The sequence below is a fragment of the Nissabacter sp. SGAir0207 genome (assembly GCF_005491205.1).
Lineage (GTDB): Bacteria > Pseudomonadota > Gammaproteobacteria > Enterobacterales > Enterobacteriaceae > Chimaeribacter.
This window is the reverse complement of record NZ_CP028036.1, coordinates 66623-84186: the sequence shown is the minus strand read 5'-3', so window position 1 is coordinate 84186 and position 17564 is coordinate 66623. Positions and strand designations below refer to the sequence as shown.

The following is a 17564-nucleotide window of genomic DNA, read 5'->3' as shown; positions in this document are numbered from 1 at the left end:
ACGCGCTGGCGGGGCATCATGCCCCGTCAGCGCCCCTCCTCCCCACTCTCGCCAGAACGCATCGCCGCCAGCCGCTCACGCAGCGCCGCCAGCTCCAGCGGACGATCCACCAGATAGCCCTGCATCTCGTCGCAATCCAGCATCTTGAGTTTGTCCAACTGCGCCTGAGTCTCCACCCCCTCGGCGGTGATGCTCAGGGAGAACGCCTTGCCCAAGCCAATGATGTTCTCCACCACCGCGTTGGCGTTCTCATCATGGGGCATCGCGTCGATAAAGGATTTGTCCAGCTTGATGCCGTCGAACGGGAAGCTGCGCAGATAACTCAGGGAGGAGTAGCCGATGCCAAAATCATCAATCAGCAAGCGCACGCCGAGCGCCTTTAGCTCCTGCATCAGCGCCAGGCTCTGCTGCGGGTTGTGCAGCGTCACCCCTTCCGTCACCTCAATCTCCAGCCGCTCGGGCGACAGCCCGGCGGCCGCCAAGGCTGCCTTGACCCGCTCAATCAGCCCGCGTGAGCCAAACTCCACGGCAGAGATGTTCACCGAGATGGCGAGATCGCCCAGCGCCTGTGCCGCGTCCCGGCAGGCGGTGCGCAGTACCCATTCACTGATGGCGCTGATAAGCCCGGTCTCCTCCGCCAGCGGGATAAACTGGTCAGGCATAATCACCCCCAGCTGCGGGTGATCCCAGCGGATCAGCGCCTCGACGGCCGTAACGCGCCGCGAGTGCAGATCGTAGCGTGGCTGGTAGACCAGCCGGAACTGTTGCAGGCGGATGGCGTCCCGCAGGCTCTCCTCCAGCTCGCGGCGCTGCACGATCTGCTGCTCCATCTCTGGCGCGTAGAAGCGCCAGGTGTTGCGGCCGGCGTTTTTCGCCTCATAGAGGGCGATGTCCGAGAAGCGCAGCAGTTCGCCCGCGTCCACCGCGTCCTGTGGCGCGAGCGCGATGCCCATGCTGACGCCGATGAAGATCTCATTGCCGCTGACGATGAATGGCTTGCGTACCTCAGTCAAGATGCGCGCGCAGATTGCCTCAATCTCCTCGCGCCGCATGATGTCCGGCAGGATCAAGATGAACTCGTCACCGCCCTGCCGCGCCACCAGATCATACTCACGCAGGCAACTGCGCAGGCGCGCCGAAACCTCGTGCAGCACCGCATCGCCCGCCGGGTGGCCGAACAGGTCATTCACCGGCTTGAACTTGTCCAGATCCAGGCTGACCATCGCCAGCGGGTGCTCGTTATCTGGCAACGCCTGCAATTTTCCCTCCAGGAACTCGCGCATCCGCGTGCGGTTTGGCAGGCCGGTCAGCTCATCGTGCAGGGAGAGGTACTGCACCCGCGCCTGTGCCTCCACCTCCAGCGTGACGTCGGTGGCGGTGCCACGGTAGCCCGTCGCCCCACTCTCGGTAATCACCGGTTTCAGGGCGATGTGGCAGTAACGTGGGTGCCCCTGCGCGGAGAGGTAGCGGCAGTGCAGCAGGCGGCGGTGGCCGGTCTGCCCCGGCTCGGTGATCCAGTCGCCCAGCGACACGTTGTCCGCCTGCATGAACTCCGTCACTGGCTGGCCCAGCCACGCGGCGATGCGGTGGCCAGTGATGCTGGGGAAGCGCTCGGAGAGGTAGGTGAAGTTAAGCTGGGCGTCGGTCTCCCAGATCCAGTCGGTGGTGGCTTCCGCCACATCGCGGAAGCGGCGCTCGCTGGCGGTCAGCGCCTGCCGGTGCTGCTCCAGCAAGAAGTTGTTCTCATCGTAGAGGCGCGCCTTGTTGAGGGCGCTGCGCATCATAAAGACCGCGCTGAGGCCGGTTATCACCCCCAGCGCCAGCAGCAGCGGCAGGATGTAGCGCAATAGCTGGCGGCCCGGCTCCGCGCTGCGCCACGCCAGCGTCACCTCGCCACTGGGCAGTGGCACCCGCAACGTCCCCAGCCGGGGGCCATGCGCGGTGTCGCCCTGTGCCACCCTCACCTGCTGGATGCCATACTCGTTCCCCAGCGCCGCCAGCTTCTGTGGCCCCAGCACGTCCACAAACACCAGCAGCGACGGCGGCCCCGTCACCGGGCTGACATGCCCCCCATTGCCCGCCGAGAGGGTGGAGGCCGCCAGCAGCGCCAGATTGCCGTTCAGCAGGAACCGCGCGCTGGTGGAGGACTCACTTTCGTCCGGCTTCAGGCCAGCATGGATCAGCGGCAGCGGATCGCTGCCCAGCCACTGCGTCAGGCTCAGGGAGGAGAGTTTGCCCCGGATGACGCTATAGCGGGTGTGGCCCTGCCCATCGATCACAAACAGCCCTTCGTAACCGAAATCCGAGTACTGGGAGGCACCCAAATTCTCACGGCTGTAGGCCCAATCGGTATTCACCTCAACATGCAGGTTCTCATAGGCTTCGCTCCACCACGCGTTGTCATTGGTGTGGGTCACCAGCCGCTCCAGCCGGTTGTCGAGGGCTTTTTTCAGCAGCAGCGCACTCTGCGCGTCGGCCTGATCGTTAAGGTTGTTGGCAATGCTGACCAGCGCGCCAATGGCGATGGCGAACAGCAACGCCAGCAGCGCCATCATCCAGCGCAGGGTGCGCCGGATAAAAGTGGTGGTGGTGTGATGGTCGCCGTCAGGCGCCAGAAAACGCTTCACAGAGATGTTTTTCTTCATTCACTCTTACCAAATCAGGTTTCGGATGGGTGCGAACAGCGGAGAGGCCGCGCGGCGGCTGGCCCCCTTCCGGCCAACTGCAAGGCGGGCCGCTCTGTTATCGGCACAGCGGGCGAAAGCCTGAAGGCTCAACGGATTAAGCTAAGTATAGTGAATGGCGGGCGGGCAGGGCCTGCCAGCGGCAGGCCCGTCAGGATCAGGGTTTCCAGCGGCGCAGGGAGGTGTCGGTTTCATAAGGCAGTGGTGAGGGCAAAGAGATCAGCTCAATCACACTGCCCCAGGGCGTCTGCCCGTAGCAGAAGAGGTTACCCTCGCCGCGCTCGGTCGGGAACATCAGCGGCTGCGGCGCGGTAAACATCTGCCCGCCCGCCGCCTCGAAACGGCTGACCGCCGCTGCCATGTCATCGACATAGACGGCGAAGTGTTGTAGCCCGTAGTCGCTGGGGCGTACCGGGTCACGCTGCTGGGGGCCAGCCATCTCAAACAGCTCCAGGCCCGGCCCGTGCTGGAGCGCCAGCATCCGCACCGCCTTGATGCGGGTGCCGGGCATCAGGTTAAGGGTGCGCTCGGTCTCATCGCCCTGTACATCGTCGGCAGCGGGGGCGACCGAGTCATAGATCACCTGCGCGCCGAACGCCTGCTGAAAGAAACGGGTGGCCTGCTCCAACTCCGCCACGGTAATGCCAATATGATCCATGCCGCGTACTGGGTGCTTCTCCATACCTTCTCCTTGGGTGAGGGCAGAAATCTGCCGAATGAATATCAGGGTTAAAGGTGGTATAGATATTAAGATTGATAAACACCGTTTCCGTCGCCACAGAGTCAACTTTATGTCTACCCTTTTTTCTGCCGAGTCCCTGCGCGGCCTCACCCATTTTGTCATTACGGCGCGTTCACGCAGTTTCACCGAGGCCGGCGAACAACTGGGCATCACTAAATCGGCGGTGGGCAAAAGCATTGCCCGGCTGGAGGAGCGACTGGGCACGCGGCTGTTTCACCGCTCAACCCGCAAGCTCAGCCTGACCAGCGACGGCGAAGCCTATTTGGCGAGCTGCCTCTCCGCGCTAGAGATCCTGGACGCCGCCGAACATACCCTCTGCCGCCGTCAGGCCAGCCCGGCAGGCAATGTGCGCATCGACATGCCCGCCGCGCTGGGGCGCACGCTGATGATGCCGATTTTGTTGGCGCTGGCGGAGCGCTACCCGGCGCTGCGCCTGATTTTGACCTTCAATGACCGGCTGATTGACCCGGTTGAGGAGGGGGTGGATCTGGTGTTGCGGTTGGGCGAATTGGAGAGCACCGATGAGCTGATCGCCCGGCGGCTGGCCGTCCAGCCATTGCGGCTGTATGCCGCGCCGGGCTACCTGTCACGCCACAGCGTACCTGAGACGCTGGAGGCGCTGAAAACCCATCGCTGCATCATGGGCTACCGGCGCGGTGCGCCGCTGGCTTGGCGGCTGCAATCGCCAGAGGGCAGAGAGATCCGTTTCACCGCCGCCAACGCGCACCAGATGGGTGACGGTGATGCCATGCTCAACGCCTGTCTGGCGGGGTTGGGCATCGCCCAGTTCCCGGATGCGATGGCGAGCGACCATGTGGCGCGCGGTGAGCTGGTCACGCTCATGCCCGCGTTTGCGCCCGCGCCGGTGGCGCTGCATGTGCTCTGGCCCCGCGCCCGGCACCTGCTGCCAAAGGTGCGCTTTATTGTGGATGAGCTGGTTACACTGGCCGCCGAAGGGCATTTCGGCCCGCAAAAGTAGCGTTTTTGTCGCCACTGCGACGAGCGCAGGGCGGTTTATCCCCCTTCCCCTCCCCTTTACACTTTTCGCCACGGGGCCATAACAGCCCCGGCAGACGCCGCTGGCGTGTGGCCATCTGGCGCACGCCCCGGCTTTCCTTTTGATTTAACACAGGATGATATGATGCCAGTCGCGCTCTGGGCGCTGGCGATAGGTGCATTCGGCATTGGTACGACCGAATTCATCATCGCTGGCCTGCTGCCCGTTATCGCCCACGATTACGGGATAACCATCCCGGTCGCCGGGAACCTTGCCACCTTTTATGCGCTAGGGGTCTTCTTTGGCGCGCCAGCGCTGATTGTGCTCGGCGCTCGCGTGCCGCGCAAAGCCATGCTGGTGCTGCTGATGGGGCTGTTCGTCATGGGCAATGCCCTGACCGCGCTGGCCCCCACGCTGGCGGTGGCCCTTGTGGGCCGCGTGGTCACCTCCCTTGCCCACGGTGCCTTTTTCGGCATTGGCGCGATTATTGCGGCGGATATGGTCGCCCCCTCCCAGCGCGTGCGCGCCATTGCCGCCATGTTTATGGGGCTGACGGTGGCGAACCTGCTGGGCGTGCCGGCTGGCACCTGGATTGGGCAGCACCTCTCATGGCGTGACACCTTCATCGCCATCGCTGGCATTGGGCTGCTGGCCGCCGCCAGCATCGGCTGGCTCATCCCACACCAGCCACGGCCGAAGAACCCGCGTTTTGCCCATGAGTTCAACGCGTTCCGTAATCTGGATGTGCTGCTGGCGATGGGCATTACCGTGCTTGGCCCCGGCGCGTTCTTCACCTCCATCACCTACATCGCGCCAATGATGACCAGTCTGGCCGGTTTCAGTGAGGGCAGCCTCACCTGGCTGATGCTGGTGTTTGGGCTGGGGCTGTTTGTCGGCAACCAGCTGGGTGGGCGCTATGCTGACCGGGCATTGATGCCGATGCTCTATGTCACGCTGGCGGCGCAGGCGGCAGTGCTGCTGCTGTTCAATTTTGTGGCCTATAGCCAGTGGCTGTCGGTGGTCTGCATCTTCCTGATGGCGGCCTTTGGCTTCGCCACCGTCTCCCCGATCCAGAAGCTGGTAATGGACAAGGCAAGTGCCGCTGGCGCGCCGACGCTGGCCTCGGCGGTGAACATTGGGCTGTTCAACCTCGGCAATGCCCTCGGTGCCTGGCTGGGTGGCTGGGTGATCGCAGCAGGGTTTGGTTTGCAGTCGCCCAACTGGGCGGGTGCACTGCTCTCGCTGGGGGCGCTGGGGCTGGCGGTGATCTCAGGCCGGAAGGCGCGATCGCCAGAAACAGCCGCCGCAACCAGCGGCCGGTGAGTTGACAGGGGGCGGCTGGCCCGCCCCCTGTCAACTGGCCCTCAGGCAAACTCCGCAATATGGGAGAAAAAGCTCTCTTCAGTAAACGGCACTACCGGCTTTTTGTTGCTGCCATCGATGATCGCCCACTCATCGAAATCCGCCCGGCTGTCATGCAGGCGGCACTCAAACAGCGTTCTCTCCTGCTCATTGATGCTCAGTGAAACCCGCACGCACCCGCGCACGCCACCGGGGAAGTAAAGCCCCCGAGGGGTGATGTGCAGGCGTTTGGTTTCATTGATGAGCGTCATGGCGGGCATGTGGTAGATCACGTCAGGTGCGCAACTCTCGATCAGGCTGTTCTCGGTCTTTTCGGTCTGGATATGGGTGTTCTGGAACCACTGCTGTACCATGCCCAGTAATCGCTGGGTCTCCTGGCGAAACTGGTCAATATCCTCTTTCAGGCCATCAGTGGCCGATCGCTTGCGCTTCAAATTCTCTTCCGCATGTTTAAAGAACATCGCTCTTGCAGACATACCCCCTCTCCTTCCCCCCGCTTAAGAGGTGCTGGTGGATCGTTTCTGGCTCGCCAGAGTGATTGATGCCATCGCAGGAGAAGTGAGGCGACAGAATAAACAGCAAATCAGAAATCGTCATTTCTCTGCAATTGAGGCAATTATAACCGCGCCGCCCCGCCGGCCCTTTGGCGGGCGGGCGATGTGAGGAAAAATGATAACAGTGAGAAATATGATAAGGCCGATCTCCTGCTGGAAACCGGCCCTAAAGGGGGCCATTGTCTGGCCGGGGAGGGATTAGCGGTGGCTGGGGAACGCGAACTGCGCCGCTTCCTGACTCTGCTGCGCGGGCCAGCGCTGGGTGATGGTTTTGCGGCGGGTGTAGAAGCGCACGCCGTCCGGCCCATAGGCATGGAGATCGCCAAACAGCGAGCGTTTCCAGCCGCCAAAGCTGTGGAAGGCGACCGGCACCGGCAGTGGCACGTTGATGCCTACCATGCCCACCTCAATCTCATTGCCAAAGCGCCGCGCCGCCTCGCCGTCACGGGTGAAGATGCAGGTGCCATTGCCATACTCATGGTCGTTGATCAGCGCGATGGCCTCCTCCAGCGAGGCGGCGCGCACGATGCAGAGCACCGGGCCAAATATCTCCTCCTGGTAGATGCGCATCGCTGGCGTGACATGGTCAAACAGGCAGCCGCCAAGGAAGAAGCCCTCCTCATGGCCCGCCACCTGGAGGGTGCGGCCATCCACCACCAGCGTCGCGCCCTCGGTGAGGCCGGTCGCGACATAGCCCGCCACCTTGTCACGGTGGGCGGCAGTCACCAGTGGCCCCATGTCCAGCCCGCACTGGCTGCCCGCGCCCACCTTCAGGGCAGTGATTTTCGGCGTCAGACGGGCGACCAGCGCGTCCGCCACCTCATCACCGATACAGACCGCCACGGAGATGGCCATGCAGCGCTCGCCACAGGAGCCATAGGCCGCACCCATCAGCGCGCTAACCGCATTATCCAAATCGGCATCCGGCATCACCACCGCATGGTTTTTCGCCCCGCCCAGCGCCTGTACGCGCTTGCCGCGCCGCGTGCCTTCACTGTAGATATACTCGGCGACCGGCGTGGAGCCAACAAAGCTGATGGCCTTAACGTCCGGGCTGTCGAGCAGCGCGTCCACCGCCTCCTTGTCGCCGTTCACCACGTTCAGCACCCCGGCTGGCAAGCCAGCCTGCTGGAACAGCGAAGCGATCAGCAGTGTGGAACTGGGATCGCGCTCGGAGGGCTTCAGCACGAAGGTGTTACCACAGGCGATGGCGAGCGGGTACATCCACAGCGGCACCATCGCCGGGAAGTTGAACGGCGTGATGCCAGCCACCACCCCCACCGCGTGGAAGTCGCTCCAGGAGTCAATCTCCGGCCCGGCGTTGCGGCTGTACTCACCTTTCAGCAACTCCGGCGCGGCACAGGCGTACTCAACGTTCTCAATCCCACGCTTCAGCTCGCCCGCCGCATCCTCCGGCGTTTTGCCGTGCTCCTCGCTGATCAGCGCGACAATCTCCTGCTCATGCGCCTCCAACAGCTGCTTGAAGCGGAACAGCACCTGCGCCCGTTTGGCCGGCGGCAGGTTACGCCATGCTGGCAATGCGGCCTTGGCGGCGGCAATCGCCTCCTGGACGGTGGCGGCGCTGGCCAGCTCCACCTGGCGGATCACCTCGCCGGTGGCGGGGTTGTAGACCGCGGCGGTGCGGCCATCGGCCGGGCGCATCTCGCCATTGATCAAATGGGTAAGGGTGGTCATGTCAGGTTCCTCAATCAATATGGTGCAGGGCGTCGCCCACGGCATCAAACAGCCGATCCAGCTCGGTCGGCGGGGTGTTGAACATCGGGCCAAATTGCAGGGTATCGCCGCCGAAACGCACATAGAACCCGGCTTTCCACAACGCCATGCCAGCATCGAACGGACGCACGATCGCATCGCCCTCACGCGGGGCCAGCTGGATGGCACCCACCAGCCCGCAGTTGCGGATGTCCACCACGTTCGGGCAGTGGCGCAAGGCATGGAGTGATGTCTCAAAGTGCGGTGCCAGCTCTGCCGACTGCGCGATCAGCCCCTCGCTCTCCAGTAAGCCAAGCGTCGCCAGCCCGGCGGCACAGGCCACCGGGTGCGCGGAGTAGGTGTAGCCGTGGCCAAACTCCACGGCGTGCTCCGGCAGCGGCTGCGCCATGAAGGTGTCATAGATCTCGCTGCTGGCGACCACGCCCCCAAGCGGGATCGCCCCATTGGTGATCTGTTTGGCAAAGTTCAGGAGGTCTGGCGTGACGCCGAAGTACTCCGCCCCGCTCCAGCGCCCCATGCGGCCAAAACCGGTGATCACCTCGTCGAAAATCAGCAGGATGTTGTGTTGCGTGCAGATCTCGCGCAGGCGCTGGAGATAGCCCTGCGGCGGCACAATCGCCCCGGCCGAGCCGGAGAGCGGCTCAACGATCACAGCGGCGATGTTGGAGGCGTCATGCAACTCAATCAGCTTCAGCAGCTCATCCGCCAGCGCCACGCCACCGCTCTCCGCCATGCCGGGGGTAAAGGCCAGGTGGGGTTGCAGGGTGTGCGGCAGGTGATCGACATCCATCAACTGCCCGAACATTTTGCGGTTGCCACCGATGCCGCCGAGGCTGGTGCCCGCCACGTTGACGCCGTGGTAGCCGCGCGCGCGGCCAATCAGCTTGGTCTTTGCCGGCTGCCCTTTGGCGCGCCAGTAGGCACGCGCCATCTTCACCGACGTGTCCGCGGACTCCGATCCAGAGCCGGTGAAAAAGACGTGGTTGAGCGTGCCCGGCATACGCGCGGCGATCTGCTCTGCCAACCGGAAAGAGAGCGGATGGCCGTACTGGAAGCCGGGCGAGTAGTCCAGCGTCCCGAGCTGTTTGGCAACCGCCTCCTGAATGTCGCGGCGGGTATGCCCGGCACCGCACGTCCACAGCCCGGAGAGGCTGTCATAGATCTGCCGCCCCTTGTCGTCGGTCAGCCAGCGCCCCTCGGCGGCAACAATAAAGCGCGGGTCACGCTGGAAATTGCGGTTGGCACTGAAGGGCATCCAGTGCGCTTTCAAGTTCAGTGATGAGGTGTCAATGGCGTCAGACATGATGTTTCCTCCCAACAAGTGTAGGAAGAGTTTGCATCCAAGCCTTAGGTAAGTTAAATCCATATAAACACATCTTTGGTTATGGAATTCCTCACCTATATGAAAAACAAATCGCTGGCTCAGGTGACAGATTTTGAGATCCGGTTATTGCGCATTTTCAAGGTGGTGAGTGAGTGCGGCAGCTTCTCGGCGGCAGAGGGATTGCTCGGCATTACGCGCTCGGCCATCAGCCTGCACATGAGCGATCTGGAGAAGCGGCTGGGGATGCGGCTGTGCCAGCGCGGGCGCGCCGGCTTTGCCCTGACGGATGAGGGGCGGGAGATCCTGCACCACAGCGACACCATGATGGCGGCGATTGAGACTTTCCGTCAGCAGGTCAACCAGATGCACAAGCATTTACGCGGTGAGATCAATATCGGCATCATCAACAATCTGGTGACGCAGCCGATGATGAAGATCACCTACGCGCTGGAGGCGCTGCGGGAGAAAGGGCCGGAGATCCGCATCAACCTTAGCATGAGCACCGCGGCGGAGATTGAGCGTGGCCTGATGGATGGGCGACTGCATGTCGGCGCACTGCCGTTCACTGCGCCCATTTCCGGGCTGGACTACCGGCAGCTCTATGATGAGCAGTCAAACCTCTACTGTAGCCATACCCACCCGCTGTTTGCGCTGGAGGGCGAGCCGGATGACGCGCAACTGGCGCGGCATGACGCCATCGCCCCCAGTTTCCGCATGACCGCACAGGCCATCGGGATGCACCAGATGCTGAACTGCACCGCCACCGCCTCTGACCGTGAGGGCATCGCCTTCCTGATCCTCACCGGCCGCTTTATTGGCTTTCTGCCTGACCACTACGCTGCCCAGTGGGTCGCCAGGGGGATGATGCGCGCCATCGCGCCCGAGCGCCTGACCTTCAGCAGCAACATCGCCATCGTCACCCGCAAAGTGCGTCGCGCCAATGCCATTCTGGAGCTGTTCCTGAACGCGCTTTAACCCCTGTGATTACCGGGGCTTCACCTTAGGAGGAGAAACGCTTCAGGTAATCGGCCTGGAACAGGCACATGCGCATGACGTCACGGTATTTGCCGTTGATAAAAAATTCCTGCTTCAGTACGCCCTCTGTTTCAAAGCCAATCTTGTTGTAGATATGGATGGCATGGGGATTCTCTTTATCCACGATCAGGTAGATTTTGTAGAGGTTCAGCACGCTGAAGCCGTAATCCATCGTCAATTTGATGGCCTGAGAGGCAATGCCCTTGCCGCCAAACTCCGGTGCCACGATGATCTGGAACTCCGCGCGGCGGTGGACGTGGTCTATCTCCACCAGCTCCACCAGCCCGGCATTCAGCCCCTGATGCTCAATCAGGAAGCGGCGCTCCCGCTGGTCATGGATATGCTCATCATACAGCGCGGAAAGCTCGGCAAAAGTCTCGTAAGGCTCCTCGAACCAGTAACGCATCACATTGGCGTTGTTGTCCAACTGGTGCACGAAACGCAGATCCTCCCGCTCCAGCGGACGCAGCTTAATTACTGGCGCGTTTTTCTCCTTGGCTTTGGCGGCCTCACCCTTCTTCGCCAGCTCGTTTTTTTCAGTGTTGGTTATTTCCATATTCCACTCTCCTGCCTGATTAGGGTCTTTTGGCAGTGTATAGCAGGGTGCGCCCGCGTTATACCACTTTTCCGAGACGGGCCGCCCGTGGACGGTGGGCGCGAGCGCTCCTATCATTAACGCTGGATCTGACGTGGAGGCATGATGAGCGTATCAATCAAGGCAGCGAGGTTTAACGATGGCAGAATGTGGCTGGAGTTGAGTGATGACCGTACCCTGGGGGTGCCCCTGAAGCTGTTCCCGCGCTTACGGGAGGCCAGCCCGGACCAGCTGAGCCAGTATGAGCTAAGCCCCCGGGGCATTCATTGGGATGCGCTGGATGAGGATCTCTCGTTGCAGGGGCTGCTCTCTACGCAGCCATTGGTCGATCTCCCTATCCGCCCCTGACAGCAAAAAGCCCGCAGATTGCGGGCTTTTTTCTATTGCATTACCAGTGGGCTGGCAGTCAGCGCCAACGGCGCATCAATCGATTCCGGTTTCAAGGTGTACATCCCGCCGTTGAACGGGTCTACCAAGAGGTAGCCAATCACATTGAAAGAGACCAGGTTACCACCGATGTACCAACCATTGGCCTCAGCCTTAATGGGCAGCGTGGTGGGTTGGTAGTTCTTTCTGGTAAAGGTGACCTGATAGCCCTTCTTGCCAAAGTAGTCACCGTTGGATTTTTCCAGCGTCACGTCCTGTGGAGTAATGCCTTGGGCAACCACTTTTCCTGTCTCATCGGAGATGGCAAAGTGCGCCCCGGTCGGGTTGCTGTTCACCTGCACCCGCTGCGTATCATCACACACAATGGTTGCACATCCTGTCAAAGACATTGAAGCCAACAGTGCCAACATCACTAAATATTTCATACTTATCCCTTTGATTATTTTCTATAAACTTGTTTTAACATTGAAAGCGGCACTTATAAAACCTGACAGTAAGTTTAATCCCAAGATAACTGGGCAAGTGTTTCGTGTCCGAATTGCAGGTTCGGCCAAAGATAGGCTCATCCTTTGCCCTAAGAAACAAGGTTCGGAGATATCCATTATCTGACGCAATATGCCGCCCGTTGAACATAAGCTGTAGTGAGTAATCTACTCACTACAGCTTATGTTGCTCACTACAGCTTATATCTCGGTGTTGCTCGCTTACCGGCACACAACGTCAGGGCATAAGCTGAAGTGAGCCGCCGGGCGCTGAACGGCAAGCAATTGGCCCGCTATAGCAGAGCTATCGGCAACCTTTGGGCGGACTTTAGGCGTTTGAGCGAGAAAGTGATCGGGCAATATAAGCTGTAGTGAGTAACCTACTCACTACAGCTTATATTCAAAATATCGGTGAGAAGCCTGTACCGCGTGGGGAGTGAAAGGGGGGCCAGCGCAGAGGCAGCGCGGCAGTGGCGGCAGAAGATAAGCTATAGTGAGTAGCCTTACTCACCAGCCACTATAGATAAGCTGTAGTGAGTAACGGCCTGACAAATGCCATTGCGTTACTCACTCCAGCTTATGCCGCTATTGGTTTTTGAATAGCTTTTCAAGGTCTTCCATGGTGATGCCCAGCTTTTCCAGCACCTGGAGCTTCTTCGCCAACGCTGGATCCTGTTCGGCCACGACGGCCGGGGTAGTTGGGATCACCTCTTCACTGGCGTTCTTTGGCGCTTTCAGCTTCGGCCGGCGGTAGTGGACGTTGAAAAAGACCGCCCGCCCGCGCTGCACCTCGGTGTAGTCCAGATAGCCAATCTCTTTGAGCTGCTCCATCGCCCGGCGCACCGTCTGGTTCTGGGAGAAGACCGGAGATTTCAGGTTCAGTCTGGCCCGCAGCCGCGCCAGTGAGATGGGGGCGGGGTTCTTCGGCAGGCTCTCAATAAACGTATAGATGGCCTGAGCCGACTCCCGGCGCTTCAGCACGTTGATGGCCTTGAGCTGCAAAAGGACTTTATGATCAAACTGATAGAGTTCAAACAGCCGCGGATCGGCCTGGAGGATCACAATATCTTTGGCGGTGTCGTAGTAGGCCGATTGAACGAGATGGGTGACGTACTCTTTTGTGTGCTCTTTGGTATTGGCAGTGAACGAGATCACCGTACCGGCAATCCGTTTCAGGGAGGGACTGATACGCTCCCGCAGCTTTTTGGACGAGCGACTGGAGGGAATGCCACACAGCTTGGCAAACTCGACAAACGGAAGCTGTACCTTATCGCCAATGACCTTATGCTTGGCAAAGGAGTGAATAATCCCCACCCACGTTTTGAAATCGTTGTCCATGTCCAGCCGGGGGCCGACAATTTCAACCTTATCAAAGCCTTCGGCCTTAGCCAGCGTCAGCCGTGACAGCTCTTCAGTGGCATCGGTGACTGACAGGGTGTTCTTTTTGCTGTTCTTGAGGGACTTGAGCGTCGGGACAAATACTCCCAGCCGCATCAGCGCCACCGGCTGCACCGTGTTGTTGGCATTGGGAGTCAGCGTCACCAACTCACCGGTGACCTTATCCACTTCCTGGAACAGGTTGTCAAAATCAATGCTGTCGTTATCCATGGGACTCCAGGTAGGTACGGTGGCCTGACTACAGCAGAAAATGGCCAATTAACGCCGCCTGTTGTGCGCCCCGCGCGGTGGGCACTTTACGGCAAATCTTGCAACAAAAGGGATTTCTGGAGATAAGCCATTGTAAATAAATGATAAAATCTATCCACCGGATGGATGCGACTTTTGCCCCTCCAGCTCACTATAGCTTATGTCACCCGCTAATTATAGCTTATATTCAGCCACCTACAGCTTATCGGTTACTCACTACAGCTTATATTCTACTGTTTTCCGCTTATGTGAACCCCCTGCCAGCCCAGACGTGGCGCGGCCTGCGGCGATCGGGGATCTCTTTTGGATCTTAAAGGGATCTTATACGGATCTTATTATTAGGATCTGGCCGGTGGATAAGTGGATAACCTTTTTGGCAAAAATGGCGTCGGCATCGCTAAAAAGCAGAAAGGTGCCCTGAACCTACCCAAGCCACTTTTGCTACGGCCATACACTCCAGTGTTCATCTCAGGCTATCAGGAATAATTATCCATCAATAAAACTTAACTGTCCCAGCATTGCTTTCTCTCGGAAATAATAACGGGCTGGATCAGGAAAAATTAAAGTGTTACTCAATTATGACATTTTCGTGACATCGTATCAGAGGGTATTGTGTTTTGTGTTAACAATGCTCTATTTTAGTAAGCCAAATTCGGTTTCAGTTGTAATAAAAGTTTAATAAAGGAGTATTCTGTGAGTGACATGACTTCTCTTACCATCAAGATCCCGGTGCCACTCAAAGAGCAACTGCGGGAATACGCAGAACAGGAGCAGGAAAGCTTAAGCCGTATTTCCGAACAGCTGCTGCTGTCAGCCCTGGAAAACCGCGGCGCGGCAGAGCTTATCAATGCTGAAGAAGTAGATAACCAGCATATTCAGGAAGCAGCTGAACCTGAAGACGCCGTGCTGACGGTCAAAGAGATCAAGGCGTTAAAGAAACTGTTGAAGAAAAAAAAAGGCTAATAAAAAGGCCGTCTCTTACCTGGCTTTGATAACGTGTGTTTCATAGACACGCCATCAACGGGTAACAGGAGATGATATTCAGGACGCCATGTTTTGGCGGCCAACAGGCTACCCAGGATGCTTAATCGCAGATTTACCCTAATCTGATATTCCAGCTCTCTTTCTTTAACGAACAATCCCCAAGGATTATTTCGTTACCGTGACACAGGTCGCAAGAAATAGGGCTGGAACTGCTTTCAATTATTTTCCCCTGCCCTTCCACGGTCGTTTCATTTCCTGTTTTTTGCCCCTCTGAGTTAAACAAAATCGCATAGTGAAGCCAGCCTGAGTTTTGTTAGGCTGATTATCAGGTTTCCCCTTCACTCATGGAGCATAATAACGATGGAATCCGCCTCTCTACTGCTTATCCAGGTTGGTACCCCTCCAGAGACTATCCGCACTGCCCATGGCGATCTGCCAGTGTGGTTTACCCGTGCGTTGGCGTGCGAACCCGCGTCCGTTCAGGTTGTCCGGGTGTTTGAAGGGGATCCCCTGCCCCCACCCGATGCCCGCAGAGTCGCTATCATCACTGGATCGTGGGCAATGGTAACGGAACGCCTTCCCTGGAGTGAACGCACTGCCGAGTGGATCCGTGCCGCGATGGCCATCAATATGCCGCTGTTTGGGGTCTGCTATGGCCATCAACTGATGGCACATGCACTGGGTGGTGAGGTGGATTATCACCCAAGGGGGCGTGAGATTGGCTGCCACCAGATCCGCCTGCGACCAGAGGCGAAAAGTGACCCAATGCTCTCTGGCTTGCCCCCACGCTTTGCCGCACACCTGACGCATATGCAGAGTATCATCCGTTTACCCCCCGGTGCCGAAGCACTGGCAGATTCCGATCACGATGCTTTCCAGATTGTCCGTTATGGGCCGTACGCCCTCTCCACCCAGTTCCACCCAGAATTCACTGCCGAGATACTGGCTGCCGTGATCACCATGCGCGCCGATCTGTTGCGTGCGGAAGGCAAAGATCCAGACGCACTCTTGCAGGCATTAGGTGGCACGCCCCACGCGACCCGCCTGATGCAGGACTTTGTCACGGCGGCGGTTGCCCCACCGGCGGCCTGAATGCAGCTCTGTCAGTAGGCCACTCTGTTCCTACTGGGAAACAAAACAGGGCATTGACAATCTTCCTGTTAAAATGGTTGTATTATACAACAATAATACAGCGAAGGTTTTCCATGTCCTCTAATCAACTGGTTGTAGAACATATCCGAGTCTCTTCACGCCTGATGGTGCGTGAGTTAGGATTTATGAATGCCACTCTGGCGGCAACCCCCTACTCTCCCTCTGCCGTCCATGCCTTGCTAGAAATAGAGAGCCATACGGCCATGACGGCCGTGCAGCTGGTGCAGTTACTTGGGCTTGAGAAGTCCAGCGTCAGCCGGATGCTCAGCAAATTGATCCAGTGTGGGGAAATTGAAGAAGTTGCTGCGCCAGATGATGCCCGCCTCAAACAGCTTCAGCTGACCCCCAAAGGCCGTGAGACGGTTGCCCGCATCAATGACTATGGCTCTATGCGAGTGCTTGACGCCTTGGCACATCTGGATGCCGCCCAGCAGCACTCCGTCGCCCAAGGGCTGGCGGCCTACGCACAAGCCTTGAAAGCCTGTCGGGATGAACCTGCTTCTCCCGTGCCGGCTGGCATAACAATTCAGGCCGGTTATCAGCCGGGCATGATTGGCCGGATTGCCGAGATGCATGGCCGCTACTACGCCAGGCATCATGGTTTTGGGCATTTCTTTGAAGGTAAGGTGGCTTCGGGTCTGGCGGAGTTTGCTGGCCGTCTGGAGGCCGCAGACAATAATATCTGGCTGGCAATTCATCGTGGCCAGATTGTCGGGTCAGTGGCGATTGATGGTGAAGACTTAGGTAACAATGAAGCGCACCTGCGCTGGTTTATTCTGGATGAGGGGTGCCAAGGGGGTGGCGTGGGCAGAAAACTGCTGGCTGAAGCGATGGCCTTCTGTGACCAGCGCGGGTTCTCCGCCGTGCATTTATGGACGTTCAGCGGCCTGAATGCTGCCCGCCGACTCTATGAGTCCTTTGGCTTCACGCTGACAAAAGAGTGGCAAGGCGACCAGTGGGGCAACAGCATGTTGGAGCAGCAATTTACCCGCTCCACCACCTGATCAAGCGCGATAACGGCCCCAACTTGCAGGAATCAAAAAGGCATCCTAAAGATGCCTTTTTAGTACCAATATGGTGCATTATTAGTATTTATTGGGTGCAATTTTGACTCATGAAATTCTGTCCCAAGCACTGACAATGCAATTGCGCCCCGAGCGCTTGGCGGTATAGAGCGCGGCGTCTGCGGACTGCTTAAGTGTCAGGGCATCACTGCCAGTAATAGAGGTACTGATACCGGCACTGAGCGTAATGATCTTCTCCGGTAACAGCGAGGCATGGTGCGGCAGCGCCGCCTGACGGATGGTCGCCAGAATACGTTGCGCCAGCTGTTCGGCAGCCTCAATGTCGGTGGCCGGCAGGATCAGCGCGAACTCCTCACCCCCGTAGCGGGCAACAATGTCAGTGCTACGGCGCGGCAAGTATTTCAATATATCTGCCACTCTTTTCAGGCACTCATCCCCGGCAACGTGGCCTCGGCTGTCATTGTAGCTTTTGAAAAAATCGATATCACACATGATCAAGGAAACTGGCTCCCCGGTCAGGGACGCACGGGCCAGACTCTGCTCCAGACAGATATCAAACTGGCGGCGATTGCCCAATCCGGTCAGCCCGTCAATCAACGCCAGATCGCGCAGTGTCAGGTTGGCGCGCGTCAGCTCATCCCGCGCCAGTAACAGCTCCTGCCGATGCTCGAGCGTTTTGCGGAACTGCTTCAGCATCAGGCGGCCCAACAGCACCACGGTCAGCAGCAGCAAGATATTGGGAAACAGGATAGCGATATTATTTTTGAGCCACTGGCGTTTCAATACGCTCTTATCCAGCCCAACCGCCACCACCAACGGATAACTGGTTCTTATAGGCACAACGGAAAATCAATAGTTTA

Annotated in this window: 16 protein-coding genes; 7 read left to right on the top strand and 9 right to left on the bottom strand. The window is 58.9% G+C overall.

The window, feature by feature from the left end; translation table 11 throughout:
• Nucleotides 1–26: 26 nt before the first annotated feature.
• Together C1N62_RS18145 and C1N62_RS18140 are read right to left on the bottom strand one after the other, a co-directional pair.
• A complete protein-coding gene (locus C1N62_RS18145; RefSeq protein WP_370465609.1) occupies nt 27–2633 on the bottom strand; it encodes an EAL domain-containing protein in 2607 nt (868 codons plus the stop codon).
• A gap of 208 nt (nt 2634–2841) precedes the next feature.
• Nucleotides 2842–3366, bottom strand: a complete 525-nt coding sequence (locus C1N62_RS18140) for a VOC family protein (RefSeq protein ID WP_137765133.1) — start codon at nt 3364–3366, stop codon at nt 2842–2844.
• A 109-nt stretch (nt 3367–3475) separates the two neighbouring features.
• Between C1N62_RS18140 and C1N62_RS18135 the strand changes: the two genes are divergently transcribed.
• Nucleotides 3476–4405: a LysR family transcriptional regulator gene (locus C1N62_RS18135; RefSeq protein WP_137765132.1), complete on the top strand. Its 930-nt coding sequence runs from the start codon at nt 3476–3478 to the stop codon at nt 4403–4405.
• Nucleotides 4406–4567: 162 nt separating this feature from the next.
• Nucleotides 4568–5746, top strand: a complete 1179-nt coding sequence (locus C1N62_RS18130) for an MFS transporter (RefSeq protein ID WP_137765320.1) — start codon at nt 4568–4570, stop codon at nt 5744–5746.
• Nucleotides 5747–5787: 41 nt separating this feature from the next.
• Here C1N62_RS18130 and C1N62_RS18125 read toward each other — a convergent pair whose 3' ends face one another.
• From C1N62_RS18125 to C1N62_RS18115, 3 genes are all read right to left on the bottom strand, one after another.
• On the bottom strand, nt 5788–6261 hold the full coding sequence (locus C1N62_RS18125; RefSeq protein ID WP_137765131.1) for a hypothetical protein: 474 nt from the start codon (nt 6259–6261) through the stop codon (nt 5788–5790).
• 276 nt (nt 6262–6537) lie between these two features.
• Entirely contained in the window at nt 6538–8034 is a 1497-nt protein-coding gene (locus C1N62_RS18120) for a CoA-acylating methylmalonate-semialdehyde dehydrogenase (RefSeq protein WP_137765130.1), read from the bottom strand.
• A 10-nt stretch (nt 8035–8044) separates the two neighbouring features.
• Nucleotides 8045–9376, bottom strand: coding sequence for an aspartate aminotransferase family protein (locus C1N62_RS18115; RefSeq protein ID WP_137765129.1), 1332 nt, complete (start codon nt 9374–9376; stop codon nt 8045–8047).
• A 99-nt stretch (nt 9377–9475) separates the two neighbouring features.
• Here C1N62_RS18115 and C1N62_RS18110 point away from each other — a divergent pair, with 99 nt between their 5' ends.
• Nucleotides 9476–10372 (top strand): LysR family transcriptional regulator, encoded by an 897-nt coding sequence (locus C1N62_RS18110; RefSeq protein WP_137765128.1) that lies wholly within the window; start codon nt 9476–9478, stop codon nt 10370–10372.
• A gap of 25 nt (nt 10373–10397) precedes the next feature.
• Here C1N62_RS18110 and speG read toward each other — a convergent pair whose 3' ends face one another.
• Complete coding sequence (gene speG, locus C1N62_RS18105) at nt 10398–10988, bottom strand: spermidine N1-acetyltransferase (RefSeq protein ID WP_137765127.1); 591 nt, start codon at nt 10986–10988, stop codon at nt 10398–10400.
• A gap of 144 nt (nt 10989–11132) precedes the next feature.
• On the opposite strand from speG, the gene C1N62_RS18100 reads away from it, so the two are divergent.
• Nucleotides 11133–11375 (top strand): DUF2442 domain-containing protein, encoded by a 243-nt coding sequence (locus C1N62_RS18100; protein WP_137765319.1) that lies wholly within the window; start codon nt 11133–11135, stop codon nt 11373–11375.
• 32 nt (nt 11376–11407) lie between these two features.
• On the opposite strand, the gene C1N62_RS18095 is transcribed toward C1N62_RS18100, so the two are convergent.
• Together C1N62_RS18095 and C1N62_RS18090 are read right to left on the bottom strand one after the other, a co-directional pair.
• Nucleotides 11408–11839, bottom strand: a complete 432-nt coding sequence (locus C1N62_RS18095) for a hypothetical protein (protein WP_137765126.1) — start codon at nt 11837–11839, stop codon at nt 11408–11410.
• A gap of 642 nt (nt 11840–12481) precedes the next feature.
• Nucleotides 12482–13462: a RepB family plasmid replication initiator protein gene (locus C1N62_RS18090; protein ID WP_137765318.1), complete on the bottom strand. Its 981-nt coding sequence runs from the start codon at nt 13460–13462 to the stop codon at nt 12482–12484.
• 783 nt (nt 13463–14245) lie between these two features.
• Between C1N62_RS18090 and C1N62_RS18085 the strand changes: the two genes are divergently transcribed.
• From C1N62_RS18085 to C1N62_RS18075, 3 genes are all read left to right on the top strand, one after another.
• Nucleotides 14246–14506: a hypothetical protein gene (locus tag C1N62_RS18085; RefSeq protein ID WP_137765317.1), complete on the top strand. Its 261-nt coding sequence runs from the start codon at nt 14246–14248 to the stop codon at nt 14504–14506.
• Between the two features lie 381 nt (nt 14507–14887).
• On the top strand, nt 14888–15619 hold the full coding sequence (locus tag C1N62_RS18080; RefSeq protein ID WP_137765125.1) for a glutamine amidotransferase: 732 nt from the start codon (nt 14888–14890) through the stop codon (nt 15617–15619).
• A 113-nt stretch (nt 15620–15732) separates the two neighbouring features.
• Nucleotides 15733–16683 carry a helix-turn-helix domain-containing GNAT family N-acetyltransferase gene (locus C1N62_RS18075; protein WP_137765124.1) on the top strand — a complete coding sequence of 317 codons (951 nt, stop codon included), beginning with the start codon at nt 15733–15735 and terminating at the stop codon, nt 16681–16683.
• Between the two features lie 108 nt (nt 16684–16791).
• Here the strand turns inward: C1N62_RS18075 and C1N62_RS18070 are convergent, their stop codons facing one another.
• Complete coding sequence (locus C1N62_RS18070) at nt 16792–17544, bottom strand: GGDEF domain-containing protein (protein WP_137765123.1); 753 nt, start codon at nt 17542–17544, stop codon at nt 16792–16794.
• Nucleotides 17545–17564 lie beyond the last annotated feature (20 nt).

Excerpts from the sequence above, each read along its gene's own strand:
- C1N62_RS18110 (WP_137765128.1), top strand. The coding sequence starts at position 9,476 with ATGAAAAACAAATCGCTGGCTCAGGTGACAGATTTTGAGATCCGGTTA.
- C1N62_RS18130 (WP_137765320.1), top strand. The coding sequence starts at position 4,568 with ATGCCAGTCGCGCTCTGGGCGCTGGCGATAGGTGCATTCGGCATTGGT.
- C1N62_RS18140 (WP_137765133.1), bottom strand. The coding sequence starts at position 3,366 with ATGGAGAAGCACCCAGTACGCGGCATGGATCATATTGGCATTACCGTG.
- C1N62_RS18135 (WP_137765132.1), top strand. The coding sequence starts at position 3,476 with ATGTCTACCCTTTTTTCTGCCGAGTCCCTGCGCGGCCTCACCCATTTT.
- C1N62_RS18100 (WP_137765319.1), top strand. The coding sequence starts at position 11,133 with ATGAGCGTATCAATCAAGGCAGCGAGGTTTAACGATGGCAGAATGTGG.
- C1N62_RS18125 (WP_137765131.1), bottom strand. The coding sequence starts at position 6,261 with ATGTCTGCAAGAGCGATGTTCTTTAAACATGCGGAAGAGAATTTGAAG.
- C1N62_RS18095 (WP_137765126.1), bottom strand. The coding sequence starts at position 11,839 with ATGAAATATTTAGTGATGTTGGCACTGTTGGCTTCAATGTCTTTGACA.
- speG (WP_137765127.1), bottom strand. The coding sequence starts at position 10,988 with ATGGAAATAACCAACACTGAAAAAAACGAGCTGGCGAAGAAGGGTGAG.
- C1N62_RS18075 (WP_137765124.1), top strand. The coding sequence starts at position 15,733 with ATGTCCTCTAATCAACTGGTTGTAGAACATATCCGAGTCTCTTCACGC.
- C1N62_RS18120 (WP_137765130.1), bottom strand. The coding sequence starts at position 8,034 with ATGACCACCCTTACCCATTTGATCAATGGCGAGATGCGCCCGGCCGAT.
- C1N62_RS18085 (WP_137765317.1), top strand. The coding sequence starts at position 14,246 with ATGACTTCTCTTACCATCAAGATCCCGGTGCCACTCAAAGAGCAACTG.
- C1N62_RS18115 (WP_137765129.1), bottom strand. The coding sequence starts at position 9,376 with ATGTCTGACGCCATTGACACCTCATCACTGAACTTGAAAGCGCACTGG.
- C1N62_RS18080 (WP_137765125.1), top strand. The coding sequence starts at position 14,888 with ATGGAATCCGCCTCTCTACTGCTTATCCAGGTTGGTACCCCTCCAGAG.